This is a genomic window from Thiobacillus denitrificans ATCC 25259 (assembly GCF_000012745.1).
Taxonomy (GTDB): Bacteria; Pseudomonadota; Gammaproteobacteria; order Burkholderiales; family Thiobacillaceae; genus Thiobacillus; species Thiobacillus denitrificans_B.
On the sequence record NC_007404.1, the window covers coordinates 1,715,719 to 1,738,351 of the forward strand.

At 65.8% G+C, this 22,633-nt stretch carries 27 protein-coding genes; 6 read left to right on the forward strand and 21 right to left on the reverse strand.

Translation table 11 applies throughout. From position 1 onward, the window contains the following. Positions 1-76 precede the first annotated feature (76 nt). Genes flgJ through flgB form a run of 9 tightly spaced genes read right to left on the reverse strand, consistent with a single transcriptional unit; the run spans position 77 to position 7,112 of the window. Complete coding sequence (gene flgJ, locus TBD_RS08145; protein ID WP_011312141.1) at positions 77-961, reverse strand: flagellar assembly peptidoglycan hydrolase FlgJ; 885 nt, start codon at positions 959-961, stop codon at positions 77-79. Then, positions 962-2,059, reverse strand: coding sequence for a flagellar basal body P-ring protein FlgI (locus TBD_RS08150; RefSeq protein WP_011312142.1), 1,098 nt, complete (start codon positions 2,057-2,059; stop codon positions 962-964). 9 nt (positions 2,060-2,068) lie between these two features. Further along, positions 2,069-2,737 carry a flagellar basal body L-ring protein FlgH gene (locus TBD_RS08155; RefSeq protein WP_011312143.1) on the reverse strand — a complete coding sequence of 223 codons (669 nt, stop codon included), beginning with the start codon at positions 2,735-2,737 and terminating at the stop codon, positions 2,069-2,071. A gap of 8 nt (positions 2,738-2,745) precedes the next feature. Further along, a complete protein-coding gene (gene flgG / locus TBD_RS08160) occupies positions 2,746-3,528 on the reverse strand; it encodes a flagellar basal-body rod protein FlgG (RefSeq protein ID WP_011312144.1) in 783 nt (260 codons plus the stop codon). A gap of 40 nt (positions 3,529-3,568) precedes the next feature. Next, positions 3,569-4,309 carry a flagellar basal-body rod protein FlgF gene (flgF, locus tag TBD_RS08165; RefSeq protein WP_011312145.1) on the reverse strand — a complete coding sequence of 247 codons (741 nt, stop codon included), beginning with the start codon at positions 4,307-4,309 and terminating at the stop codon, positions 3,569-3,571. A gap of 25 nt (positions 4,310-4,334) precedes the next feature. Next, entirely contained in the window at positions 4,335-5,552 is a 1,218-nt protein-coding gene (gene flgE / locus TBD_RS08170; RefSeq protein WP_011312146.1) for a flagellar hook protein FlgE, read from the reverse strand. 49 nt (positions 5,553-5,601) lie between these two features. Continuing rightward, positions 5,602-6,267: a flagellar hook assembly protein FlgD gene (locus tag TBD_RS08175; RefSeq protein ID WP_011312147.1), complete on the reverse strand. Its 666-nt coding sequence runs from the start codon at positions 6,265-6,267 to the stop codon at positions 5,602-5,604. A gap of 29 nt (positions 6,268-6,296) precedes the next feature. Beyond that, a complete protein-coding gene (gene flgC / locus TBD_RS08180; protein WP_011312148.1) occupies positions 6,297-6,701 on the reverse strand; it encodes a flagellar basal body rod protein FlgC in 405 nt (134 codons plus the stop codon). A gap of 9 nt (positions 6,702-6,710) precedes the next feature. Beyond that, positions 6,711-7,112 carry a flagellar basal body rod protein FlgB gene (gene flgB, locus TBD_RS08185; protein WP_011312149.1) on the reverse strand — a complete coding sequence of 134 codons (402 nt, stop codon included), beginning with the start codon at positions 7,110-7,112 and terminating at the stop codon, positions 6,711-6,713. A gap of 144 nt (positions 7,113-7,256) precedes the next feature. Here flgB and flgA point away from each other — a divergent pair, with 144 nt between their 5' ends. From flgA to TBD_RS08200, 3 genes are all read left to right on the forward strand, one after another. Further along, on the forward strand, positions 7,257-7,994 hold the full coding sequence (gene flgA / locus TBD_RS08190; protein ID WP_238376437.1) for a flagellar basal body P-ring formation chaperone FlgA: 738 nt from the start codon (positions 7,257-7,259) through the stop codon (positions 7,992-7,994). A 97-nt stretch (positions 7,995-8,091) separates the two neighbouring features. Beyond that, entirely contained in the window at positions 8,092-8,388 is a 297-nt protein-coding gene (gene flgM / locus TBD_RS08195; protein ID WP_011312151.1) for a flagellar biosynthesis anti-sigma factor FlgM, read from the forward strand. Next, the gene (locus TBD_RS08200; protein WP_011312152.1) at positions 8,375-8,851 is read left to right on the forward strand and encodes a flagella synthesis protein FlgN; all 477 of its coding nucleotides are present in this window, start codon (positions 8,375-8,377) and stop codon (positions 8,849-8,851) included. Before flgM ends, TBD_RS08200 begins: the two co-directional genes overlap by 14 nt. 33 nt (positions 8,852-8,884) lie before the next feature. Here the strand turns inward: TBD_RS08200 and mnmC are convergent, their stop codons facing one another. Further along, on the reverse strand, positions 8,885-10,735 hold the full coding sequence (gene mnmC / locus TBD_RS08205; protein ID WP_011312153.1) for a bifunctional tRNA (5-methylaminomethyl-2-thiouridine)(34)-methyltransferase MnmD/FAD-dependent 5-carboxymethylaminomethyl-2-thiouridine(34) oxidoreductase MnmC: 1,851 nt from the start codon (positions 10,733-10,735) through the stop codon (positions 8,885-8,887). A gap of 285 nt (positions 10,736-11,020) precedes the next feature. On the opposite strand from mnmC, the gene TBD_RS08210 reads away from it, so the two are divergent. Next, positions 11,021-11,455, forward strand: coding sequence for a BON domain-containing protein (locus tag TBD_RS08210; RefSeq protein WP_011312154.1), 435 nt, complete (start codon positions 11,021-11,023; stop codon positions 11,453-11,455). Positions 11,456-11,518: 63 nt separating this feature from the next. On the opposite strand, the gene TBD_RS08215 is transcribed toward TBD_RS08210, so the two are convergent. The 6 genes from TBD_RS08215 to TBD_RS08240 all read right to left on the reverse strand — a co-directional run bounded on the left by TBD_RS08215 (position 11,519) and on the right by TBD_RS08240 (position 17,877). After that, on the reverse strand, positions 11,519-12,031 hold the full coding sequence (locus tag TBD_RS08215; RefSeq protein WP_011312155.1) for a flavin reductase family protein: 513 nt from the start codon (positions 12,029-12,031) through the stop codon (positions 11,519-11,521). A gap of 251 nt (positions 12,032-12,282) precedes the next feature. Next, entirely contained in the window at positions 12,283-12,591 is a 309-nt protein-coding gene (locus TBD_RS08220; protein ID WP_011312156.1) for a hypothetical protein, read from the reverse strand. Positions 12,592-12,727: 136 nt separating this feature from the next. After that, positions 12,728-13,639 carry a CoB--CoM heterodisulfide reductase iron-sulfur subunit B family protein gene (locus TBD_RS08225; RefSeq protein ID WP_011312157.1) on the reverse strand — a complete coding sequence of 304 codons (912 nt, stop codon included), beginning with the start codon at positions 13,637-13,639 and terminating at the stop codon, positions 12,728-12,730. A gap of 14 nt (positions 13,640-13,653) precedes the next feature. After that, positions 13,654-14,286, reverse strand: a complete 633-nt coding sequence (locus TBD_RS08230) for a 4Fe-4S dicluster domain-containing protein (protein WP_011312158.1) — start codon at positions 14,284-14,286, stop codon at positions 13,654-13,656. Positions 14,287-14,331: 45 nt separating this feature from the next. Next, on the reverse strand, positions 14,332-16,590 hold the full coding sequence (locus TBD_RS08235) for a hydrogenase iron-sulfur subunit (RefSeq protein ID WP_011312159.1): 2,259 nt from the start codon (positions 16,588-16,590) through the stop codon (positions 14,332-14,334). 3 nt (positions 16,591-16,593) lie between these two features. Continuing rightward, entirely contained in the window at positions 16,594-17,877 is a 1,284-nt protein-coding gene (locus TBD_RS08240; RefSeq protein WP_011312160.1) for a CoB--CoM heterodisulfide reductase iron-sulfur subunit A family protein, read from the reverse strand. A 350-nt stretch (positions 17,878-18,227) separates the two neighbouring features. On the opposite strand from TBD_RS08240, the gene TBD_RS08245 reads away from it, so the two are divergent. Continuing rightward, positions 18,228-18,527 carry a hypothetical protein gene (locus tag TBD_RS08245; RefSeq protein WP_011312161.1) on the forward strand — a complete coding sequence of 100 codons (300 nt, stop codon included), beginning with the start codon at positions 18,228-18,230 and terminating at the stop codon, positions 18,525-18,527. Between the two features lie 35 nt (positions 18,528-18,562). After that, a complete protein-coding gene (locus TBD_RS08250) occupies positions 18,563-19,216 on the forward strand; it encodes a rhodanese-like domain-containing protein (protein ID WP_011312162.1) in 654 nt (217 codons plus the stop codon). A 94-nt stretch (positions 19,217-19,310) separates the two neighbouring features. On the opposite strand, the gene TBD_RS08255 is transcribed toward TBD_RS08250, so the two are convergent. From TBD_RS08255 to TBD_RS08275, 5 genes are all read right to left on the reverse strand, one after another. After that, positions 19,311-19,862 (reverse strand): metallophosphoesterase family protein, encoded by a 552-nt coding sequence (locus tag TBD_RS08255; RefSeq protein ID WP_011312163.1) that lies wholly within the window; start codon positions 19,860-19,862, stop codon positions 19,311-19,313. A 150-nt stretch (positions 19,863-20,012) separates the two neighbouring features. Next, positions 20,013-20,561, reverse strand: a complete 549-nt coding sequence (ppa, locus tag TBD_RS08260) for an inorganic diphosphatase (RefSeq protein ID WP_041432579.1) — start codon at positions 20,559-20,561, stop codon at positions 20,013-20,015. 153 nt (positions 20,562-20,714) lie between these two features. Continuing rightward, entirely contained in the window at positions 20,715-21,476 is a 762-nt protein-coding gene (locus TBD_RS08265; RefSeq protein ID WP_011312165.1) for an anti-sigma factor family protein, read from the reverse strand. Beyond that, positions 21,473-21,970 (reverse strand): sigma-70 family RNA polymerase sigma factor, encoded by a 498-nt coding sequence (locus TBD_RS08270; RefSeq protein WP_011312166.1) that lies wholly within the window; start codon positions 21,968-21,970, stop codon positions 21,473-21,475. Before TBD_RS08270 ends, TBD_RS08265 begins: the two co-directional genes overlap by 4 nt. Next, positions 21,971-22,348, reverse strand: coding sequence for a COG4315 family predicted lipoprotein (locus tag TBD_RS08275; protein ID WP_011312167.1), 378 nt, complete (start codon positions 22,346-22,348; stop codon positions 21,971-21,973). Positions 22,349-22,633 lie beyond the last annotated feature (285 nt).

Here is a 22,633-nt window from a genome sequence, read left to right on the forward strand (position 1 = left end):
AGGGTTGCGAAAGGGTTGGGGAAAACGATACGAATCCACTCGATAGCTGAATCGGTTGCCGGGGCTGTTTCTTGAGTCACGCGGTGTCGAGCATCCGGATCACGCCCACGAGCTTGCTCGCGTAGGCGGGGTCGGTCGCATAGCCTGCCTGCTGCAGGCCGTGGGCAAAGCCCGCTGCGTCGTGCCCGGACGCGACGACGTCGGCGTAGCGCGCGTTGTTGCGCAGCAGCCGCGCGTAGTCGCGGAAGGAATCGGCGTAGGAGTCGTAGGCGCGGAAGCGCTCGACCTGCTTCTGCGGCCGGCCGTCGACGTACTCGGTCGTGACGACGTCGACGCTGCGGCCGGTCCAGCCGGGGCCCGCCTTGATGCCGAAGAGGTTGTGGCTGTTGCGGCCGTCGGCGCCGCGGATTTCGCTACGACCCCAGCCGGTCTCGAGCGCGGCCTGGCCGAGCATGAAGCGCGCGGGAATGCCGCTGCTGGCACTCGCGGCTTCGGCGTGGGGCGCCAGGCGCTGCACGAAGGCCTGCACGTGCGCCGGCGCATCCCCGCCCCGGGTCAGGCCGGGCGCTTGCTGCGGCGGTGCCGGCGCAGGAACCGGCGCGAGCGCGGGCCCCGGCTCGCTGAGGCCGCCGGCGGGGCCGGGCGCCTGGGCAGCAAGCGCCGTCGAAAGCTGGCGCACCATGACGTCGGCGAGACCGATGCCGCGGCTCGCCAGATTCTGCGTCAGCTGCTGGTCGAGCATGGAGGTGTACATGCGCGTCTGTTCGCTGTCGAACATGCCGTCCTGCGGCGTCGCCTCGCGCATGCTCTTCATCAGCATGTTCATGAAGACCGCCTCGAACTGGCGCGCGGCGGCCTTCAGCGCTTCGGGCGACGACTGTCTGGCGTCGAGCTTGAGCTGGTTGACGCCCTGGACGTCGAGCGCGAACTTCGAGGAAAGGTCGGCGCCGCCGATGCTCACTCAGATCACCTCGAGTTCGGCACGCAGCGCGCCCGAAGCCTTTAGGGCCTGCAGGATCGCGAGCAGGTCCTGCGGCGTCGCGCCGATCGAATTGAGCGCCTTGACCACGTCGGCGAGCGACGCACCGCCCTTCAGCATCATGACTTCGCCGGGCTGCTGGCGAATCTCGATCTGCGACTCCGCCGCGACGACGGTTTCGCCGCGACCAAACGGCGCGGGCTGGCTGATCACGGGTGCGGTGCTGATCACCACCGACAGATTGCCGTGCGAGACCGCGCTCGGGTCGAGCGTGACCGTCTGGTTCATGACGACCGAACCGGTGCGCGCGTTGATGATGACCTTAGCCATCGCCTGGCCCGGGCTGACCTCGAGGCCCTCGATCGCGCCGAGAAAGGCGACGCGTTCACTCGCGCCGAGCGGCGTCTTGACGGCGACCACGCGCGCGTTGAGGGCACGCGCGGTGTCCGCGCCGAAGCGCGCGTTGACCACGTCGACGACGCGACTGGCGGTCGTGAAGTCGCTCTGCCGCAGTTCGAGGTTGATGCTGCCGGATTCGCCGAGCGCGGTGGCGACCGTGCGCTCGACCGTCGCCCCGGCCGGTATGCGGCCGACGCTCAAATGGTTGACCTGGACCTTGCTGCCGTTCGCGGACGCGCCCGCGCCGCTGACGACGAGGCTGCCCTGCGCCATCGCGTAGACCAGACCATCGGCGCCTTTGAGCGGCGCCATCACGAGCGTGCCGCCGCGCAGGCTCTTGGCGTTGCCGATCGACGAGACGGTGACGTCGATAGCCTGTCCGGCCTGGGCGAAGGGCGGCAGATCGGCGGTCACCATCACGGCGGCGACGTTCTTCAACTGCATGTTGATGCCAGGCGGCAGGTTGACGCCCATCTGCGTCAGCATGTTGGCGATGCTCTGCGTCGTGAAAGGCGTCTGCGTGGTCTGGTCGCCCGTGCCGTCGAGGCCGACGACGAGGCCGTAGCCGAAGAGCTGGTTGGCGCGCACGCCCTGGATCGCGGCGATGTCCTTGATGCGCTCGGCATGAGCGGCGCCAGAGAGCACCAGCGCGGCCAACACGAAGAAATGCGGCAGCTTCATGCGGTCCCCTTAAAGCGGAATGAAACTGAGGAAGAAGCGCCCGAGCCAGTTCATGACCTCGGCCTTGTCGAATTTGGCGCTGCTGCGGTATTCGATGCGCGCGTCGGCGACCTTGGCCGACGAGACCGTGTTGCCAGCCTGGATCGTGTCGGGCTGCACGACGCCCGACAGGCGGATGTACTCGGTGCCCTTGTCGAGCCCGATCTGCTTTTCGCCGGCGACGACGAGGTTACCGTTCGGCAGGACCTCGATCACGGTCACCGTGACGTTGCCGCTGAAGGTGTTGCTCGAGTCGAGCGCCGACTCGTCTTCATACTCGGCCGACGCTTCGGCGTTGATGCCAAGGCCCTGGAACATCTTGAGCGGAAGCTTGGCGACGCCACCGACCGACGCGTCGACCGCACTGGTCTTCGACGCGCTCGACGAGGCCTCCTTGCCGGCCCGGGTGCGCTCGTTGATGACGATCGTGAGCACGTCGCCGACGTGACGGGCACGCCGGTCCTCGAACAGCGGCCGATAGGTCGCTGCCTGGTAGATCGCGCCGTTGGTCGCTGGCACCGCGGCAGGTGCCTGCGGCCGCGCGGTCGTCGGCCGCTCGACGATGGTCGACGGCGTCGTGCCGCAGGCCGCGAGGCCGAGCAGCAGTCCGAGCATTGCGATTGCGCGCGTCGTCTTCATGGCGTGACTCAGAGCTGGGTCAGACGCTGCAGCATCTGGTCGGAAGTCTGGATCGCCTTGCTGTTGATTTCATAGGCGCGCTGCGTCTGGATCATGTTGACGAGCTCCTCGACGACGTTGACGTTCGACGTCTCGACGTAGCCCTGATTGAGCAGTCCGGCGCCGTTGCTGCCGGGCGCACTCGAACTGGGAGTGCCCGAGGCGGCGGTCTCCGCGTACAGGTTTTCGCCCAGGCTCTGCAGGCCGGCCGGGTTGACGAACATCGCGAGCTGCAGCGTGCCTATCGTGACCGGGGTCGCCGAACCCGGTTGCGTCACCGAGACGGTGCCGTCGCGGCCGATCGTCAGCGTCTGGGTATCAGCAGGAATCGTGATCGCGGGCTGCACCGCATAGCCGCTCGCCGTGACGAGCTGACCGTTGGCGTCGGCCATGAAGGAGCCGTCCCGCGTGTAGGACGTGGTGCCGTCCGGCATCAGGACCTGGAAGAAACCGTTGCCCTGGATCGCGACGTCCTTGGCGTTGCCGGTCTGCTGCAGGTTGCCCTGGGTGAAGATGCGCTCGGTCGCGACCGGCTTCACGCCCGTGCCGATCTGCAGGCCCGACGGCAGCTGGGTCTGCTCGGACGATTGCGCGCCGGGCTGGCGGATCGTCTGGTAGAGCAGGTCCTCGAACACGGCGCGCGCGCGCTTGAAGCCGCTCGTGCTGACGTTGGCGAGGTTGTTGGAAATCACGTCCATCTGCGTCTGTTGCGCATCCAGACCGGTCTTGGCAATCCATAGCGAGCGAATCATCTCGGCTCCTTCAATTGGTCGAAAGGCGTTGCCGCCGGGCTCAGCTCATGCTCAGCAGCTGGGCTGCCTTGCTGTCGTTGTTCTCGGCGTGCTGCAAGAGCTTCATGTGCATGTCGAACTGGCGCGCAAGCGAAATCATGTTGACCATCTCGTCGACGACGTTGACGTTGGACGACTCGAGCGCCCCGCCGATCAACGCGACTTTCGGATCGACGTCGGCCGCGCCGCCGTCCTTGAGGCGGAACAGGCCGTCGTCACCGCGCACGAGATCGCCTGCCGGCGGGTTCACGAGCTTCATGCGCCCGATCGACGTCAGGCCTGTCGCCGCCGAGCCGTCGGGCACGAGCGAAATCGTGCCGTCCTTGCCGACCGCGACGTTACGGCCTGGCGGGATCGAGAGCGGTCCGCCGTCGCCCATCACCTGAAGCCCGTCGCGCGTCAGCAGCACGCCGTTCTCGTCGAGCTTGAGGCTGCCGTTGCGCGTGTAGGCCTCGCTGCCATCGGGGGCCTGCACCGCGATCCAGCCGTCGCCCTGCACGGCCATGTCGAGTTCGCGCCCGGTGTGCTGGATCGCGCCGGAGCGGAAGTCGCTGCCCGTGGTCGAGTCGACGACGAAGGCCCGCGTCGGCAGGATCGCGCCCTGCACCGGCACCGCGCGGAACTGGTCGATCTGTGCGCGAAAGCCCGTCGTCGTCGCGTTCGCGAGGTTGTGCGAAGTCGTCGCCTGCTGCTCGAGCGCGTGCTTGGCGCCGGTCATGGCGGTGTAGATCAGACGGTCCATACGGTCCCCCTAGTGCGGCACGTGGTTAACGCAGATTCACCAGCGTCTGCAGCACGGCGTCCTGCGACTTGATCGTCTGTGCGTTCGCCTGGTAGACGCGCTGCGCCGTGATCATGTTGACGAGTTCGGCGGTCAGGTCGACGTTCGAATCCTCGACCGCCGAGGACTGCAGCACGCCGAGCCCGCCGGAGTCGGGCGTGCCGACCAGCGGCGTGCCCGAGGTCGCGGTCTCGGTCCACAGGTTGTTGCCCATCTGCTGCAGGCCGTTCGGGTTCGCGAAATTCGCGAGCACGACCTGGCCGAGCACGGCCGACTGGCCGTTGGTGTAGCGGCCGAGGATCGTGCCGTCGGCGCCGATGTTGAAGCCGGCCAGGCGGCCCGAGGTGTAGCCGTCCTGGTTGAGCGTGTTGACGCTGAAGGCCGAACCGAACTGCGTCGTGCCGGTGAAGTCGAACGCGGCCGTGATCGGATTGGCGCCGGTCGTCACCGGCGCGGTCACGGTGAACTGGCCACCCCCGGTCAGTGCGCCGCTGCCGTTGAACGTGAGCGTACTCACGGGCGTGCCGGCGGCCGGAATCGGCGTCCCGTCGCTAGCCGCATAGACGTTCCAGGTGCCCGCAGCCGTCTTGACGTAATAGGTCTGCAGCGTGTGCTGATTGCCGAGGCTGTCGTAGACCGAGGCTGCGGTCGAGCTGTGGTAGGTGGTCGGATCGTTCATGTCGAACGAGGCCGCTGGCAGCGCCGTTCCGGTCGAGTCTAGGTTCAGCACGGCATTGACTTCGCTGGTGGCCTGTGGCGTGAGGTCGGCCGTGTTGATCGCGAGCGGCGCCGGGGCGCCGGTCGAGAGGACACCCGAGGCGTTCGCCGTGTAGCCGGTGAGCTTGCCGCCGGTCGGATTGACGATGTAGCCGTTCTTGTCGAGCTGGAACTGGCCGTTGCGCTGGTAGGCGATCTCGCCGCCGTTGTCCATGCGGAAAAAGCCACCGCCGTTAATCGCCATGTCGAGCGGATTGTTGGTCGAGGTGATGTTGCCCTGCGTGAACTGCTGAGCGACCTGCGCGACCTTGACGCCGATGCCGATGCTCGAGCCGCCCGCGCCGGTCAGCGAGTTGGCGTAGACGTCGGCAAACTGTGCCTGCGACTGCTTGAAGCCGACCGTGCTGGCGTTGGAGACGTTGTTGCCGATGACGTCCAGATTTTTGGCGGCGGCGTTGAGGCCGCTCAAACCCTGCTGAAAACTCATGTTGTGCTCCTTGTTGTGGTGACCGGCAGCCTGCTGCCGCCTTGCGGGATCAGAAGATCTCTCGAATGTCGGCGTAGCCGACGCTGCCGTTTCCTGCCAGATTGAGTTGCACGCCCTCGCTGTTCTGCGACACGCTGTTCACCAGGCCGACGTTGAGCGCGATGCTGCTCTGCGCCTGACCGCCTTGCACGGCGCTGACCTTGAAGCTGTAGGCGCCGGCCGGTGCGACGGCGCCGCTGCCCGTCAACCCGTCCCAGGCGACGACGTTGACACCCGCATCGCGCGGGCCGAGGTCGACGCTGCGAACAAGGTTGCCGCCCGCATCATGGATGTCGAGCGTGACCTTGTCGGCCGGTCGCGTCAGTTCGAATCCCATGAGGTTCTCGAGCTGGCCCGGACCGACCGCATTGCCCGGCACGAGCACGGCGTGACCGATCAGGTTGGCCGCCTGCGACATCTGGCTCGCGCCCATGCTCGATGCCAGCGCTTCGAGGCTCTTGTTCATGTTCTCGATGCCCTCGACCGTCGACAGCTGCGCCATCTGGCTCGTGACCTCGGCGTTGTCGAGCGGATTGAGCGGATCCTGGTTCTTCATCTGCGCGACCAGGAGACTCAGGAAGCGGTCCTGCGTGTCGCTCGACCCGCTTTTTGAAGTCTTGGCCGCTTCGGCGCCGAACAGGCTGCCGACCGAGCTCGCGTCTTGTACCGTACTCATGGTGTGTCCTCGTGAGGGTTTCAGGCGGGTCAGCTGCCCAGGTTCAGCGTCTTCAGCAACAGCGTCTTGGTGGTGTTCATCATCTCGACGTTGGACTGGTAGGAGCGCGACGCCGAAATCATGTTGACCATTTCCTCGACGACGTTGACGTTGGGCATCGTGACGTAGCCCTTGTCGTCGGCGAGCGGGTTCTTCGGGTCGTAGACCGTTTTCATCGGCGACGGATCGTCGATGACGGCGGCGACGTTGACCCCGGTCGCGCCGTTATCGCCAACCGGTGCCGCGGCGAACACGACCTGTTTGGCCTTGTAGGGCTGGCCGTTCGCGCTGGTCGCGCTGTCGGCGTTGGCGAGATTGCTGGCGACGGTGTTGAGCCGCTGCGACTGGGCGTTCATCGCCGAGCCGGCGACGTTGAAGATGTTGAAGAGGGACATGACGCCTCCTTATCCCTGGATCGCGGCCAGAAGGCCCTTGATCTGCTGGTTGAGCCGGGTCAGGTTGAACTCGTACTGGATCGCGTTTTCGGCGAACGCCGCACGCTCGGCGTCGACGTCGACCGTGTTGCCGTCGACGCTGCCCTGCGCCGGGGTACGATATAGCAGCCCCGCGTCGGAGCCGCCGGCCTTGCCTGCCAGGTGACCCGGCGCCGTCGTCGCGAGCGCCGTACCGCCCGTCTGCGTACCCTGCAGCGCACCTTGCAGCGCAGTCTTGAAATCGAGGTCGCGCGCCTTGTAATGCGGCGTGTCGGCGTTGGCGATATTGGACGCCAATACCTGCTGGCGCTGGTCGCGGACGCGCAGCGCCTGGGTATGGAAATTCAACATCTCGTCGAGCCGGTTCAGCATGGTCGTCCCCTCATCCGGGCCGCAGGCCCTTTTACGATGACTGCATCCTAGACACGCCCCTGTCCATCCAATCTAACGATAAGCGGCAAAAAGGCCCCTCATTTCCCCCCTTGCGAAACGGCCTGGCTTCCTAGAATGCTCGGTGTGGAAAGCCGAGGAGGCATCGAGATGGCGAGCGCATCATCTTCCGTGGGCAAATGGCTGCGCGCGACCGCGGCGGCCGTCGCGGCGTGCGGGCTCGCCGGCAACGCGAACGCTGCGGCGCAGCAGGACCCGGCGGCCGTGCAGGCCCAGGCCGAACGTTTTCTGAAAATGCAGAGCAGCGGCCTGCCCGGGACGCTGACCGTCGAGGTCAAGCCGCCGCGTGCGGCCCTACCCGCGTGCGCGAGCCTCGAGGCGTTTCAAACGGCCGGGGCCCGCAGCATCGGTCGCACGACCGTCGGCGTGCGCTGCCTCGCGCCGCAAAGCTGGACGGTCTACCTGGGGGCCGACGTGCGGCTGATCGCGGCCTATGCCGTGACGCGCCACCCGGTGCCCGCCAACCACGTGCTGACCGAAGCCGATCTCACGCTTCGCGAAGGCAATCTCGGCAACCTGCCGACCGACGTCGCGCGCGACGTGGGCGCGCTGCTCGGCTACCGCACGGTATCGGGCCTCGCTGCCGGCGCGCCCTTGCGCGCCGCGCTCTTGCGCGCGCCGCTCGCCGTGCAACAAGGCCAGACGACGCGCCTCGTGCTCAACGGACCGGGGTTTTCCGTGCAAACCGAAGGCCAGGCGCTCGCCAACGCCGGGCGCGGCGAGCGCGTGCGCGTGAAGACCCGCTCGGGGCAGGTCGTCAGTGGCGTCGCACAGGACGGCCAGCAGGTCGTCGTCGCGTTTTGAAGGCGCGAATCATGGCTACAGGATTTCGCGATATCGACGTTACTGAGAGTGTTTCGGACGCGCTGCCCGCGCCGTTCGTCAACCACAGGAATTCGCCATGAAAATCGATCCCGGCGCGCAGCCGATCCCGCTACCCTCCATCGACAACCGACCAGCTCAGGCACGGGCCAACGGACACGCGTCAACCGCCCCGCAAACCGACGTCACGCTGAGCCCGCAGGCGACGCAGTTGAAGCAGCTCGAAAGCCAGCTCGCGGCGATCCCGGTCGTCGACCGCGCCCGCGTCGACAGCATCAAGCAAGCCATTGCATCGGGCCAGTACACCATCGATACCGCAAACATCGCCGAAGGCCTGCTCGATTCCGTCAAGGAGATGCTCCGTGCCGCCAAGTGAGTCTTCGCTGTCCGCCGGCCTCAAGGCGGAAGTCGCCGCTTGGCAGGCCCTGCTAAACGTTCTGGCGGAGGAGGAACGCGCGCTGGTCGACGGCGAAGCCGATCACCTCGCGCAGTTGAACGCGTCCAAGCTGAGTCAGTTGCAGAATCTCGGCAAACTCGCCAGCGCGCGCCAAGCCGATCTGCTCGCCGCCGGCTGCACCGCCGACCGCGCCGGAATGGACAGCTGGCTCGCGCAACATGGCGACCCCGAATCACGGGACCGCTGGCAGGAACTGTGCGACCTGGAAGGACAGGCCCGGGCGATGAACGAGCGCATCGGCGCGCTGATCGATCTGCGACTCGCCTCCACTCGCCAGGCACTCAACGTGCTGGTTCACGCCGCGACCCATCAGAATGGGCTTTACGACCAGGCGGGACTCGCGGTTGCCGCGCGCACGGGAAAACCGCTCACCGCCGCCTGATCCGCTGCGGCAACGCCACGGCCCAGTTTCGCTTCAGGCCGTCTTTCTGTTGCCGGCAAACCGCGCCGGCGCGATTCCTCGCATCAACTCGGCTTCCAAAGGCAGCGGCTGGCCGGTGATCAGGTCGGCAAGCGCCTCCCCGAGCAGCCCCGCCCAGACGACGCCGCGCGAGGCGTAACCCGCCGCCACATACAACCCCGGTTGTCCATCGACTGCCCCGACGAGCGGCAGGCGATCCGGCAGGGTCGCGCGCAGCGAGGCGCGGCCGCTCACCTCATTCGACACGAATCGCTGAGTAGCGCCGGGCAGAATGGCCTCGAGGCGCGCGAGATTGGCGACGTCGCTCGCCGCGCGCGGCGCGGTGTCGTCGTCGTTCTCCTTGTACCCTTCAGGATGTTCGTAAGTCGCGCCGACCAGCGGCCCGGCGGCCCCCGGCGCGACGTAGCCTTCGCGCGCGATCACACGGGCGATTTCCGGCAGGCTGCCCGCCGGCAGTTGCGTGACCTGCCCGCGCACAGTGTGGAGCGGCCAGGCTTGACCGAGGGCGAGACGCGACGCGTCGCGTGCGTTGGCGAGCACGACCGCGTCGGCTTCGGCTAGCGCGTGGCCTTCGCGATCCAGGATCTGCCAGCCGTTCGAGACCGCTTGGAGACGCCCGACCGCCCGATTGGTCTGCAAGCCGATGCCGGGGTGGTCGAGCCAGGCGCGGCACAGGCTTCCGGGCACGACCCAGCCCGCCGCCGAGTAGAACGTGCCGGGCGCGGCGACGGACCAGTGCGCGAGTTCGCGCGCCTCGCCCAAGTCCACCCAGCGCGCGTAATCGGCCGGGAGGGCAATCTCGGCCAAGGCCTGCTGCTGCTTCGCGGCGGTCGCCGCGTCGCGCGCGAGGTGCAGGACGCCGCAACGCGCCCATTGCACGCACTCGCCGAGCGCGGCCCACGCGCGCAGATCGTGAAGGAAAGCCGCCCGTGTGAGGCGCGTCGCGCGGTTGTCGTCGCGCGAAATCAGCGGCCGGAACACTGCGACCGGATTGCCCGAAGCCCCCTCGGCCGGCGCGGTTGCGCGCTCGAGCAGCGTTACCGACACGCCGCGGTCGACCAGCGCGCGCGCTGCCGCCGCGCCCGCGACGCCGCCGCCGATGACCGCGACATGCCGGGGGGCAGCGGACACCTCCGCGCGTGATCGGCCTGCGAAACGCGCGCTCATGCAATGACGCTTGCGGCCGTAGCCGCGACGTTTTTCGCAGGCGAAGCCGGCTTGGGTCAGCCCCTGTAACACCGGCGCCGCGACGGTGTAGGTCGCGGCCGTTGCCCCCGGGTTCGCGAGCCACGCCAGGGTTTCAAATAATTGGGGTTGCCACAGATCCGTGTTGCGGTCGGGGGCGAAGCCGTCGAGATAGAACGCGTCCACGCGCGCCTCGACCTCGTGCAGGCATTCCGCCGCCTCGCCGAGCATCAGCGTGAGCTGCACGCGGCCGCCGTCGAGCGCGACGCGGTGGAATCCCGGCAGAAGCATGGGCCAATTGCCGCGCAGCACCTCGGACAGCTCAGCGAATTCGGGCCATTGCGCGTGAATGCGGGCGAGGTCGGCCGCCTGGAACGGGTGTTTTTCGACCGACAGGAAATGCAGCCGCGACGGCCGGGCGGGGTCGTCACGCCACGCCGCCCAGGTCGCGAGAAAATTCAGCCCGGTGCCGAAACCGGTCTCGAGCACGACGAAGCTGTCGCGGCCGGCCCAGGCGGCGGGCAGGCCGCAGCCGGCAAGAAAGACATGGCGGGCCTGGCCGGGGCCGCCGTCGGCAGAATGGTAAACGTCGCCGTAGGCCGCGGAATACGGGACGCCGTCGCGGAATTCGAGTCGGGCGGGGACGATGGTTCTGAGCATGGGCCGCAATGTTACATCGGCGCGTCCGCTCCTTTTCCCCCGGGTGACTCCCGGTGGCGCGGCCATATCGCACGACCCATCGAACTGAGTTTGGGGGAATCTGCGCGGCTATGACTCAGGGCCGGTTGCCCTAGTCCTACAAGAGGTCGCGCGCTCGGCCTATACGCTTGCGCGCGTGCCGCGGATACAGTCTGAACTGCGCCGCAAGGCAAGCTGCGTGGCCGGAGCACCAGAATCCGCGCAGAAGGGAATCGTCACGGTGTCACTTTTTTAAGGAGCCTTCCCATGAATGGAACCCGTATCGCAACGATCGCCTTTGCCGCCAGCCTCGCGCTCTTTGCTGCCGGCTGCGATCGCAACAACGAAGCTACCGAGAACGACGCCGTCGACGTCGGCGAAGCAGAAACCCCCGCTTCGAGCGGCTCAGCCGGCAGCGTCGGGAGCACCTTGGGCGACACGGCCGACCGGGCCGGCCAGGCGATTGACGACGCGGCCGTCACGACCGCGGTCAAAGGGAAATATCTTGCCGACGATACGCTCAAAGGCCTCGATATTTCGGTCGATACCGAGCAAGGAACCGTCACGTTGACCGGGGCGGTGCAGGACGACGCGGCGAAGCAACGCGCGACCGAGATCGCACAGGGCGTCGACGGCGTCGTCAACGTGGACAACCAGCTTACGATCCAGGGGAGCGACGATCAGGCGGCCACCGACCGCTGAGCTTGGGACGGCGGTCGTACGCGAGTCGCCGGCGGCACTCCCCAGTGAACACCTCGGGGCGTGCTAGTCGCCCAATCGGTCGGGAAGGAGTTCGTTGCTGCCGTCGAGGTCGCCGAGTTCGTCGTAGCGAAGCGGCCTCCCCCGTGGCTGCAGAAACTCCCCGCCCGTCACCTCGGCCAGGATCACCACGTGATCGCCGGCCGGCAGCTTGCTGATCACCCGGCAGTCGAAGTAGGACAAGCCTTCGTCGAGCACAGGCGCGCCCGATACCGAGTCGTGCCATGCGACGCCGGCGAGCTTGTCGTCGTCCTTCGCGCTGAGATTGCCGAAACGATCGGCGAGCGCCGCTTGATCGCTCTGCAGCACCGTCACCGCAAAGATGCCGCCCGCGATCAGCAGCGGGTAGGACGCGTTGCCCGGATTGACGGCAAGCGCGAGCATCGGCGGCTGCAGCGACACCTGCATGACCGACGACGCCGTGAAGGCGTTATACCGTCCGTCGTCGACGACGCCGACGACGTAGACACCCTGGGTGAGCGTCATGAACAGGCGTTTGACAGGATTCTCAAGGCTCACGGCCGCTCCCCCGCTGGATGGAAAACTCACGCCGCATCGGCGTTCGCCGGACCGCGGGTTCACGCCGCGCGCGACGTCGAACGGCAATCAAAGCGCGTGTAGCGAGAGTGTGACGGACATGCGCGGGGGAGCGCATCGGCAGCGACCGAAAGCGGCGTAGGACGATTCTTTGGTGAGCGAGCAGCATGCCCGGAACCCGCCAGCGCTTGCTCGGGCCTGCCCGGGATCCGCTTACCGCGGTGGCGCCGAATTCAGGCCTCGTAGCCCTCGCGATGGGTCGCGTTGATCGTGCGCAGCAGTTCGCGGAACGGGATCGCGCGCTCGTGCTTCTTGAAAAGCGGCATGAAGGCGAGATCCTCGCCGCCGCCGACGCCGGCGTACCGTCCCGAGACCATGGCCTCGTGCAGGTCGCGCAGCATACGGTCGAGGTCGTCGAGGTAAGGCGTATAGGTCGAGGCCTCGTCGTCGTCGTGCTCGAGGCAGGCGCGCAATTCATCGACCTCGTACACCGCTTCGTGGACGAGATCGATGAGTTCGTTGAGCGTGTGAGCTTTCTTCATGTTCGTCGCAGTCGAGACAAAACCCGAGCATAGCGCGAGGGAGCGCACCTGGCGACCCGTCGCGGGCGCTGCGCCCGGCGGTTCGAGTAAAACAAAAACAGGGGCCGAGGCCCCTGTTGCGTCGTGCCGGCGCGGTTCAGCGCTTGACCGGCTTGGCGGCGATCTCTTCGAGCTTGCGTGCCTTGATAACCTGCCCGTTCAGCGCGGCGTCCTTGGCGCTGCCGCCGTAGGCGACGACCATGAGCTGGCTGTAATACATGACGGGAATGTCGAACTTGGTGCCGTAACGCTTGTTGATCTGGCCCTGATAGATTTCGACGTTGGCCTGGCACAGCGGGCACGGCGTGACGATCATCTCGGCGCCGTGGTCGTAGGCCGACTCGACGATGTCCTTGATCTGCGCCTGCGCCTTTTCGGGCTCCGAGAACGCGAGCGCGCCGCCGCAGCAGGTCACCTTCTGCTCGTATTCCGGGATCGATTCGGCACCGACCATCTCGATCATCTCGTCGAGATACTTCGGGTTCTCGAACGACTCGCCGGCCACGCCGAACGGACGGTTGGTCTGACAGCCGACGTAGCCCGCGATCTTCACGCCCTCGAGCGGGCGCACGACGTGCTTCTTCATCTCGTCGAAGCCGAGATCCTCGATCAGCACTTCGACCATGTGGCGGATCTCGGGCATTTCGTTGATCGTCAGGCCGGCCTCCTTCAAAGCCTCGCGCGTATCGGCCATCAGCGTGTCGGAATGGGTCAGGCGCTCGCGGGTCTCGCGCGCGCCGAGCCAGCACGCGGCACAGGTCGCGACCATTTCCTGTCCGGGAAGGTTTTTCTCGGACAGCGCGAAGTTGCGCGCATTGAGCACGTGGCGCGGCAATTCGCCGGCCTCGGCATAACCGATCGACGCGCCGCAGCAATTCCAGTCGGGGATCTCGGTCAGCTTGACGTCGAGCGTCTTGCACATCGACTCGACCGAGGTCAGGTAGTTGGATGCGGACGCGCCCTTCTGCGACGAGCAACCGGGGTAAAACGCGTATTCATGTTTCGCCATTTGTCTATCTCTCCTCAGCCTGCCATCTTCGCGGCCTTGCGCGTCCGCTCGATTTCGTAGGCCTTGTTCAGCATCGCCTGGATGCCCTTCTGGTCACGGCACTTGTGGCCGCCGAACAATTCCATCACGTTGAGGCGACCGGCCTTGACCAGGCCCAACGCGACGGACTGCATCGCCATGCCGTTCTTGATGCCCTGGACGAAGCCGTCCTTGAAATACAGGCCCATCGACAGCTTGAGCTCGTTGACGCGTCCGGTCTTGGTCGCGTTCTTCCAGAACAGGCCGCTGAAGAAGCGCGTCGGCTGCATCTTCGGCGCCATACCGAGGCGATGCGCGTACTCGGCGATGCCGTGCATGATGTGGGTGATCGGCAGCTTGCGCGGGCAGCGCACGATGCAGTTGTAGCAGGACGTGCAGTTCCACATCGAGGTCGTCGTCAGCACTTCCTCGCGGCGGCCGGCGCGGATCATCATGAAGAGTTCCTGCGGCGGATGCTCCCAGGCGCTCTGGAAGTTGGTCGGACAGGAACCCGAGCAGACGCCGCATTGCATGCACATCTTGACCCAGTCGCCCATCTCGACCTGTTCTTCGATTTCCTTGAGGAAATTGTTGCGGTACCTCTCCGCCATTGCGGTGTTCGCGCTCATGCATTCACTCCGGTCTGATGCCTCGTCAAAAATGGCCGATGCATTTTAGAATCCCTTGAACGGGCTGGGGCCGACGGCAACCAGCTCTTCCGCGTACTTGTTGATCATCTCGGGCACGCGTTCGATGTCGGTGATCGCCACCTCGAGATCGCGCACGCGCTCCGACTCCAGGTTGAGCGTCTTCAGCGTGTCGTCGATCTTGGACATGCGCACGCGGCCCAGCTCCGAGCCTTTGACGAAGTGGCACTGGTACTCGTCGCCGGACTTGCAGCCCATCATCATGACGCCGTCGTAGCCCGCGTTGAGCGCGTCGGTCACCCAGATCGTGTTGACCGAACCGAGACAGCGGATCGGGATGATGCGCACGAAGGCCGAGTACTCGTTGCGGTTCATGCCGGCCATGTCGAGCGCGGGGTAGGCGTCGTTCTCGCAGGCGAGGATCAGGATGCGCGGCTTCTCGCTGAATTCGTCGGGAATGTCGACGGCCTTGATCTGCGCGCCGACCGTGTTGACCGAGTAGTTCTCGAACGAAATCACGCGCACCGGGCACGCGCCCATGCAGGTACCGCACCGGCGGCAGCGCGATTCGTTGAAGACCGGGAAGCGCTTCTCGTCCTCGTCGATCGCACCGAACGGACATTCGACCGTACAGCGCTTGCACTGCGTGCAGCCTTCGAGACGCACCTTCGGGAAGGAAAGATCGCCCGAGCGCGGATGCGCCGCGCGGCCCAGTTCGGCATTTTCCAGCGCCTGGATCGCCTTCAGCGCGGCGCCGGTCGCGTCCTCGCGGGCCTGCGTCATGTCCATCGGACGACGCACCGGGCCGGCCGTGTAGATGCCCGTGCGGCGCGTTTCGTAAGGGAAGCAGATGAAGTGCGAGTCGGTGAAGCCCTGCTTCAGCTGCGGCACGTCCGGGCCCTGACGATAGGTCAGGTTGAGGATCGAGATCGGCTTGACTTCGACCGTCGCGCCGGACTGCTGTCCACCTTCCTGGCCCTCGACCTGCGGTTTGGTCAGGGCGTCGATGTTGACGCCCGAGTTCGCGACCTGGCCGGTTGCCAGCACGACGAGGTCGACGTCGCCCATTGTCGCCTTGCTGTCGTCGAGGATCAGATCGTGGAAGGTCACGGTGAGGCTGTCGCCGCCGGGGACGACTTCCGAGACCTTGCCCTTGGTGAAGATGACGCCCTTCTCCTGCGCGCTGCGGTAGAAGTCTTCGCCGTTGCCGGGCGTGCGCAGGTCGGTATAGATGATCGTCGTGTCGACCGCCGGGTTGGCGTCCTTGAAGTACATCGCCTGCTTGATGCTGGCGTTGCAGCAGAAGCCCGAACAGTAGGACAGGTGCTGACCCGTCGGATCGCGCTGACCGGCACACTGCACGAACACGACCGACTTGACGGGCTGACCGTCGGAAGGCCGGCGAATCACGCCGTCGCCCGCGGCCGCAGCATTCGCCAGGGCCTCGAGCCCCGCCTGGTCGACGACGTTCGGCGACTTGCCCGCGCCGAGCTCGGGCAGCTTGTTCATGTCGTACAGCGTGAAGCCGGTCGCCTGCACGATCGCGCCGATGTCCTCGGTGTGCGTCGCGCCGGACTCGGTCGCGATCTCGACGACGAAGCGTCCGGGCGCGCCGTCGGTCTTCGCGATGCTCGCGTTCAGATACAGCTTGATGTTGCTGTCGCCGAGGACCTGCGAGACGAGGTCGGCGACGCCCGTGTCCATCGGCGTTTTGTAGGGCTCGTGCACAGGCACGCGCTTGTAAAGCTTGCCGCCCCAGCCGCCCAGCGCGCCGGATTTTTCGACGAGCACGACCGGGTAGCCGGTCTTGGACGCCTCGATCGCGGTCGTCATGCCGGTCACGCCGCCGCCGACGACGAGCAGCGTCTTGCTGCTCCCGGTGTTGGGGTTGCCCGCCGGCGCGGCCATCGCCTTGACTTCGGCACAGCCCATGCGGACGTAGTCCTCGGCCATCTCCTGCGTCGTCTCGCGCGCCTCGTCGGTGTCGGGGCGGATCCAGATCACGCCCTCGCGCAGGTTGGCGCGTGCGACGGCGTTTTCGGGAAAATAGAACGCCTCGGTCTTGGCGCGCCGCGAGCACGCGCCGATCATGATGTGGGTCACGCCCTCGTTGGCGATGTCGTTCTTGATCATCGCGACGCCGTCGGCGTTGCACAGGAAATCGTGCGACTTGGCGAGAGGGACCTTGCCGTCCTTCTGCGCGATCTTCACGAGCGCGTCGGTGTCGAGGCGCTCGCCGAGTCCGCAGCCCTTGCAGATGTACGCTGCGACTTTGATGTCAGCCATTTCTTAAGCCTCCGCCTTTGCTACTTTGTTGACCACCTGGATGGCGCGCAATGCCGCGGCCGTCGCCGACTGCACCGCCCGGTTGACGTCGAGCGCGTTCGACGCGCACCCGGCGCCGAACACCGCGCCATTGGCCGGATCCGCCTCGATGAAGCCGCTCGAGTCCGCGACGATGTGGCCCGGAATGTTGATGCCTTTGACCGACGGCTCCATGCCGACGGCGAGGACCACCAGATCGTGGGTCGTGGTGTAACGCTTGTAGCCTTCGGTATTGACGCCCCAGCAGATCGGATTGCCCTGTTCGTCCTCGGTGATCTTGGCGACCTTGGATTTGACGAAGGTGACCGATGGATCGGCCTGGACTTTCTGGTAGAAATCCTCGAAGCGGTCGATCGCCCGGATGTCGATGTAGTAGATCGTCGACTTGCCGTCCTGGGGATACGCTTCGCGCACGTAGTGCGTCTGCTTAAGCGACGCCATGCAGCAGATGCGTGAACAGTGCCGGAGATGGTTTTCGTCGCGCGACCCGGCGCACTGGATGAAGGCGATGTTCTTCGCTTCCTTGCCGTCCGACGGACGCAGGATCTTGCCGCCGGTCGGGCCGTGGATGTCGGCGAGGCGCTCGAACTCGACACTGGTGATGACGTTCTTGAAGCGGTCGTAGCCGTAAGGCTGGATCTTCGCCGCGTCGTAGGGCTGCCAACCGGTCGCCCAGACCACCGCGCCGGCCTTGACCTGGATCGTCTCTTCCTTCATGTCGAGGTCGACCGCGCCGTATTTGCAGGCCGCCTTGGCACGCTCGGCGTCGGCCGTGCCGATGATCGCCGGATCGATCACGTAGCGTTGCGGATAGGCCATCGCGTTCGGCAGATATGCCGCCTTGTGCTGGCCGAGGTTGTAGTTGAACGGATCGTCGACCAGGGTTTCGACGGCGCGGCCGCATTCGCCGCAGGCGGTGCAATTTTCGTTGACGTAGCGCGGCTTGACCTTGACCGAGACGGTGTAGTTGCCGGTGCTGCCCTCGATGCCGGTTACCTCGGCGAGCGTCATGACACGCACGCGCGGATTGTTCTTCAGGCGGCGCGTATTGATTTCCAGGCCGCACACGGGATGGCAAAGCTTGGGAAAGTAGCGATACAACTGGGACGTCCGTCCGCCCAACGCAGGGTTTTTCTCAATCAGCACAACGTTTTTGCCGGTTTCGGCCGCTTCGAGCGCGGCGGTCATGCCGGAAATCCCGCCGCCCACCACGAGGATCGTCTCGTTGGTCGCAACATGCTCCGTCATTGGTTTCTCCCACCCAGTGGATGCAAAGCCGTTCGAAAATACCTGGGACCAAGGCTTTGAATCATTCCCAGATAGCCGGTTTTTAAGCCGAATTCAGTGTCCGAAATGGTACTCCGAAGGCCGTCCCGGCCGCCACGGCCAAGCCGTTAATTTCAATCGAAGTTTTCTATGTGCGAATAAGGGGAAATATTTACAAAGCGGCGGCTCGAGCGGCCGCCGGACCGGCCTCCAGGGCAGAGTGTCGCTGCCGGCGGTTGGTCAGCGCTGGCGCACCGCGTGTCATGACACATTCGAAAACCGGCCTGACAGATGCGTCAGTGTCCGTCTAGGGCCCCGAAGACATTGTTCTTATGAATCAATTGCTTTTCCGGATGGCACGGAAGCTGCTGCAGGCAAACAGCGTACCCGGCCATCCGGCGTACGTCCGCAAGTGTTGCAAGGAGACCCGCATGACCAGAAGTTTGACGTTCACGACGGCGGCCGTACTGCTGAGTTTCAGCATGGCGACGGTCGCCGACGAGGCCGAGGCGGAACCCTCGCCACCGGCCGTCAGCACCGCCCCCCAAGCACCCCCGAAAACGCAGGAGGAAACCACCGCCGCGCAAGGCGCACCAGCGAAACCCGCAGAAGAACCCGCGTGCGATCAATAGCACTGCACACCGATACCAATTCAGGAGACACCCCAATGAAGCTTCGCCCCCTACTCGTTGCGTCCGCCCTTTTCACCGCAGTCGCCCTGTCGGCGCCGGCCGTCGCACTCGACGTCAAGATCACGGCCGATCTACCTTCCGTCGACGTCATGCACGGCGGGCAAAAGGTCACGATCATGCGTAACCAGGACGAGAAGAACACGATCAATCCCGACTTTGCGAAAACCTCGCGCAAGTGCCCGCCATTCTGCATCCAGCCCGGCCAGCTCGCGCCCGGCGTCGACACGATCGGCGAAGTCGAGCTCATCCACTACATCAAGAAGATGAGCGACGGCGACAAGAGCATCATGGTCGTCGACTCGCGTACCCCGGACTGGGTCGAGAAGGGAACGATCCCCGGCGCCGTCAACATCCCCTGGGACAAGCTGAATATCGGGAAATCCGACCCGATGACGGTCCAGGACATCCTCGAAAAGCATTTCGGCGTGCGCAACCAGGACGGCTTCTACATGTTCGATAACGCCAAGACCGTCGTGATGTTCTGCAACGGCCCGTGGTGCGGCCAGTCGCCGACGAACATCAAGGGACTGCTCAAGATCGGCTACCCGGCCGACAAGATCAAGTGGTATCGCGGCGGGATGCAGGACTGGGAGGTGCTGGGACTGACGACGGTCAAGCCGGTCAACTAGCGGAAGACGACGACCGCGGCAACGCAAAAACGGGGCATCGCGCCCCGTTTTCTTTTGCTAGGCGGCCGGATGCCTGTCCGACATGCAGCGCCGGCTATACATGCGGCGTCACCGGCGGGAGCACCGACGCGGGCGCCGCCTCGACCGTCACGATCTCGAACTGCATCGCCAGAAGGTCGGCCATGATGTAGGTCGGCGGCGCGCCGACCCCACCGACCGTGCCCGGGTTGACGAGCCAGGTCGATCCGCCCTTGACGTTCGCCACCTGCGAGACGCTTGACTTGTGATCGTGACCGCAGCAGACGAGGTCGTAGTCGCCCGTGCAGGCGAGCGCGTGGGCGTAGTGCGGATAGTGGACCAGGAAGAGATCGCGGTCGGCCAGCGTGAACGCCGCGTCCTGGCCATGGTAGCGGATGACGCTGTTGGGCTCGGCGGCGAGCCGGCTCATGTTGTAGAGGTCGCCGGTGTTGTTGCCGTGGATGACGTGCACCGGCAGTTCGTATTTCTGTAGCACGCGCAACGTGGTCGGCGCGACCACGTCGCCGCAGTGCAGCACCGCTTCCGCGCCATGGGCCTTGGCGTGCTCGACCGCAGCACCGAGCAGGCGGCGGTTGTCGTGGGAGTCGGAGAGGATGCAGACCTTCATGGGGGTCAGGGGTCAGGGGTCAGGGGCTAGGGGCTAGGATTTGGGGGCTACGGATTTTGGGCGGCTTTCGCCGCGCCTTATGAATTCATGGAAATGCGGCGAAGCACAAGATCCCCTAATTCCTAGATCCTATCCCCTATCCCCTATCCCCTAGAACGCGGGTTTGTCCGCCGCGTTCCGGTAGCGCTCGACGCCGGCGAGAATCTCGGCGCGCGCATCGTCGACGCCGGTCCAGCCTTCGACCTTGACCCACTTGCCGTCTTCGAGGTCCTTGTAGTGCTCGAAGAAATGGGCGATCTGCTTCAGCAGCAGCGGCTGGAGGTCTTCCGGCCTGTTGACACCCTTGTACAGCCCGCACAGCTTCTCCACCGGGACCGCCAGCAGCTTGGCGTCGACGCCGGCTTCGTCGGTCATCTTCAGCATGCCGATCGGGCGGCAGCGCACGACCACGCCGGTGATCAGCGGAATCGGCGTGATGACGAGGACGTCGACCGGATCGCCGTCCTCCGACAGGGTGTGCGGGATGTAGCCGTAGTTGCAGGGGTAGTGCATGGCCGTCGACATGAAGCGATCGACGAACATCGCGCCGGATTCCTTGTCGACTTCGTACTTGATGGGTTCGCCGTGGGCGGGGATCTCGACGATGACGTTGAAATCGTCCGGAAGGTTGCGGCCGGAGCTAACGCGATCGAGGCTCATGGGGGTCTCAGTAGGAAAAACGGAAAGCCGCGCATTATACCCCCGCGCTGCTACCGGCTGCGATCGAATCACCGGACCGTTGCGACGCGCTGCGGCGGAAAGCGGTGCGGACAACAGGAAAGCTCTCGCCCGCGGATACTGAGGCGCGGTGGCTCAGGGGGTCAACTGCCCGTAGGCCGCAACCGCCAGACGCTGCATGGTCTGACGGCCGATCTGGCCTGACAGCGCATAACCGAACTCGCCGTCGATCCAGTAGAACACGTCGACGCCTTTTTCGACGGCATGACGGAAGGCCGTAGGCCCGGGGGCGTCAGCGGCCGCGCGGCGCACATACAGGGTCACCCGGCGTCCCAGACCGTCCTCGTACATGAACTGCGCGACGGGCCCGGTGTCGCCCGAGAGCAGCCGTCCGCCGAGCAGACTGAAACCTTGCGCGCTGAAGTCCGGCGCCTGCAGGGGCGTTCCGACCCGCTTGGATAGCCACGCGACCAGATGCGCGCCCTGCGCAGCGTCGACTTCCACCGGATGGCGCGTTTCCGGGCTGAACACGGCGTGGGCGATGGCCGCGTCGCGGGCCAGATACGCCGGCGCCCGGGTCGGCTGGCCTTGGCCGGCCACACCGAATGCGTAGCCGACGAGGCCGGCTGCGAGCAGGGCCAGCGACGCGGCCACGGCGCGGGCAGGCGCAGCGAACGCCGGCCGCCGCGTGGCACGCACCAGGTTCAGCGGCAGGGGCTCGTTGAGCACGGAGTCGAATGCGTCGTGCATCATCCTGCTCTGCGCGGTCCATGCCGCGACCCGCGCCGCGTCGGCCGGATGCGCGGCAAGCCACGCCTCGACCTCGAGACGGCGCGCCTCGTCCAGCGCGCCGTCCACATAGGCATGAAGTTCGTCTTCACGCACGTTTTCGTTCATTTCACGGCTTTCAGATTGACGACGGGTTCGCCCGTGAGCATCCGGCGCATGCGTTCGCGCGCCCGCGCCAGACGTGACATCACGGTACCGGTCGGCACCCCGATCACCCGGGCGGCTTCAGCGTAGCTGAACTGTTCGAGTCCGACGAGAAGCAGGACCGCACGCTGTTCTTCGGGAAGCTTCGCCAGCGCATCTCGGATGTCGCGCGCGGTCAGCGCCTCCATCTGCCCGCCGCTGACCGGCTTGTCCGGCAGATCCTCGATCGCCGGGCCCGGTGGCCGAAGGCTGCGCGCCTGGTTTACGTAAAGATTGTGCATCACGGTAAACAACCACGCGCGCAGGTCGGTGCCGGGCTTCCACAGATCGAGCTTGACCAGCGCACGTTCCATCGTGTCCTGCACGAGGTCGTCGGCGCGACTGGCGTCGCCCGTCAACGCCCGCGCGTACCGGCGGAGACGGGGCAAGTGCTCGATCAGGTCGGAACGGGCACGCACTCAGGGTTTGACGGCATGCCAGACGTTGTTGACCCCGTCGCCGGTCGTGTCGCCCGGCTTGACGTCCTTGCTCCACAGGTAAAGCGGCTTGCCCTTATAGGCCCACTGCTTCGAGCCGTCGTCGCGGCTGATGATCGCGTAGTCGCCACTTGCGCGATCGGACGCGCCGGCCGCCAGCGGGGGCCATTTTTCAGCACAGCCGCCGTTGCACATGCTCTTGCCCGAGCCGGCCGTGTCCTTGTCGAATGCATACAGCGTCATGCCGGCCGGGTCGGTGAGGACGCCGCTCTGGCTCTTGACGGGCGGCGCAGCATACGGGCTGGCACAGGCGACCAGCATGCCTAGCGCAGCGAGGGAGACAGCAAACGAGGTGTTCATGGCATATCCTTTCTTGGAGTGGAAGAACTGGATGCAAGTCAGCCTTGCATCGACGTGAACACCTTGAGGGCGGAGTTTATTCCCGTCGGGACCCAGCCTGCCTAGGGACCGCGGAGCCGGAGCGCGTCCGGTCGCGCATCTGCGCGTGCGGGCCCTTACCAGTCGCGCCTGGCCCCAAGACCGGAAGCCCTGCCGCCTCGGAGCATCGAAAAGCACCTCCGTTGAACTTCCCCGGATTGCCCCAAACTCTTGGGAAGCGCGTCAGTCCTAATTTCCGCGATAATT

Bases quoted from the DNA above. Each gene is read 5' to 3' on its own strand.
- TBD_RS08150 (WP_011312142.1), bottom strand. From the start codon at position 2,059: ATGAAGCTGCCGCATTTCTTCGTGTTGGCCGCGCTGGTGCTCTCTGGC.
- TBD_RS08155 (WP_011312143.1), bottom strand. From the start codon at position 2,737: ATGAAGACGACGCGCGCAATCGCAATGCTCGGACTGCTGCTCGGCCTC.
- flgG (WP_011312144.1), bottom strand. From the start codon at position 3,528: ATGATTCGCTCGCTATGGATTGCCAAGACCGGTCTGGATGCGCAACAG.
- flgF (WP_011312145.1), bottom strand. From the start codon at position 4,309: ATGGACCGTCTGATCTACACCGCCATGACCGGCGCCAAGCACGCGCTC.
- flgE (WP_011312146.1), bottom strand. From the start codon at position 5,552: ATGAGTTTTCAGCAGGGTTTGAGCGGCCTCAACGCCGCCGCCAAAAAT.
- TBD_RS08175 (WP_011312147.1), bottom strand. From the start codon at position 6,267: ATGAGTACGGTACAAGACGCGAGCTCGGTCGGCAGCCTGTTCGGCGCC.
- flgC (WP_011312148.1), bottom strand. From the start codon at position 6,701: ATGTCCCTCTTCAACATCTTCAACGTCGCCGGCTCGGCGATGAACGCC.
- flgB (WP_011312149.1), bottom strand. From the start codon at position 7,112: ATGCTGAACCGGCTCGACGAGATGTTGAATTTCCATACCCAGGCGCTG.
- flgM (WP_011312151.1), top strand. From the start codon at position 8,092: ATGAAAATCGATCCCGGCGCGCAGCCGATCCCGCTACCCTCCATCGAC.
- mnmC (WP_011312153.1), bottom strand. From the start codon at position 10,735: ATGCTCAGAACCATCGTCCCCGCCCGACTCGAATTCCGCGACGGCGTC.
- TBD_RS08210 (WP_011312154.1), top strand. From the start codon at position 11,021: ATGAATGGAACCCGTATCGCAACGATCGCCTTTGCCGCCAGCCTCGCG.
- TBD_RS08220 (WP_011312156.1), bottom strand. From the start codon at position 12,591: ATGAAGAAAGCTCACACGCTCAACGAACTCATCGATCTCGTCCACGAA.
- TBD_RS08225 (WP_011312157.1), bottom strand. From the start codon at position 13,639: ATGGCGAAACATGAATACGCGTTTTACCCCGGTTGCTCGTCGCAGAAG.
- TBD_RS08230 (WP_011312158.1), bottom strand. From the start codon at position 14,286: ATGAGCGCGAACACCGCAATGGCGGAGAGGTACCGCAACAATTTCCTC.
- TBD_RS08235 (WP_011312159.1), bottom strand. From the start codon at position 16,590: ATGGCTGACATCAAAGTCGCAGCGTACATCTGCAAGGGCTGCGGACTC.
- TBD_RS08240 (WP_011312160.1), bottom strand. From the start codon at position 17,877: ATGACGGAGCATGTTGCGACCAACGAGACGATCCTCGTGGTGGGCGGC.
- TBD_RS08245 (WP_011312161.1), top strand. From the start codon at position 18,228: ATGAATCAATTGCTTTTCCGGATGGCACGGAAGCTGCTGCAGGCAAAC.
- TBD_RS08250 (WP_011312162.1), top strand. From the start codon at position 18,563: ATGAAGCTTCGCCCCCTACTCGTTGCGTCCGCCCTTTTCACCGCAGTC.
- TBD_RS08255 (WP_011312163.1), bottom strand. From the start codon at position 19,862: ATGAAGGTCTGCATCCTCTCCGACTCCCACGACAACCGCCGCCTGCTC.
- ppa (WP_041432579.1), bottom strand. From the start codon at position 20,561: ATGAGCCTCGATCGCGTTAGCTCCGGCCGCAACCTTCCGGACGATTTC.
- TBD_RS08265 (WP_011312165.1), bottom strand. From the start codon at position 21,476: ATGAACGAAAACGTGCGTGAAGACGAACTTCATGCCTATGTGGACGGC.
- TBD_RS08275 (WP_011312167.1), bottom strand. From the start codon at position 22,348: ATGAACACCTCGTTTGCTGTCTCCCTCGCTGCGCTAGGCATGCTGGTC.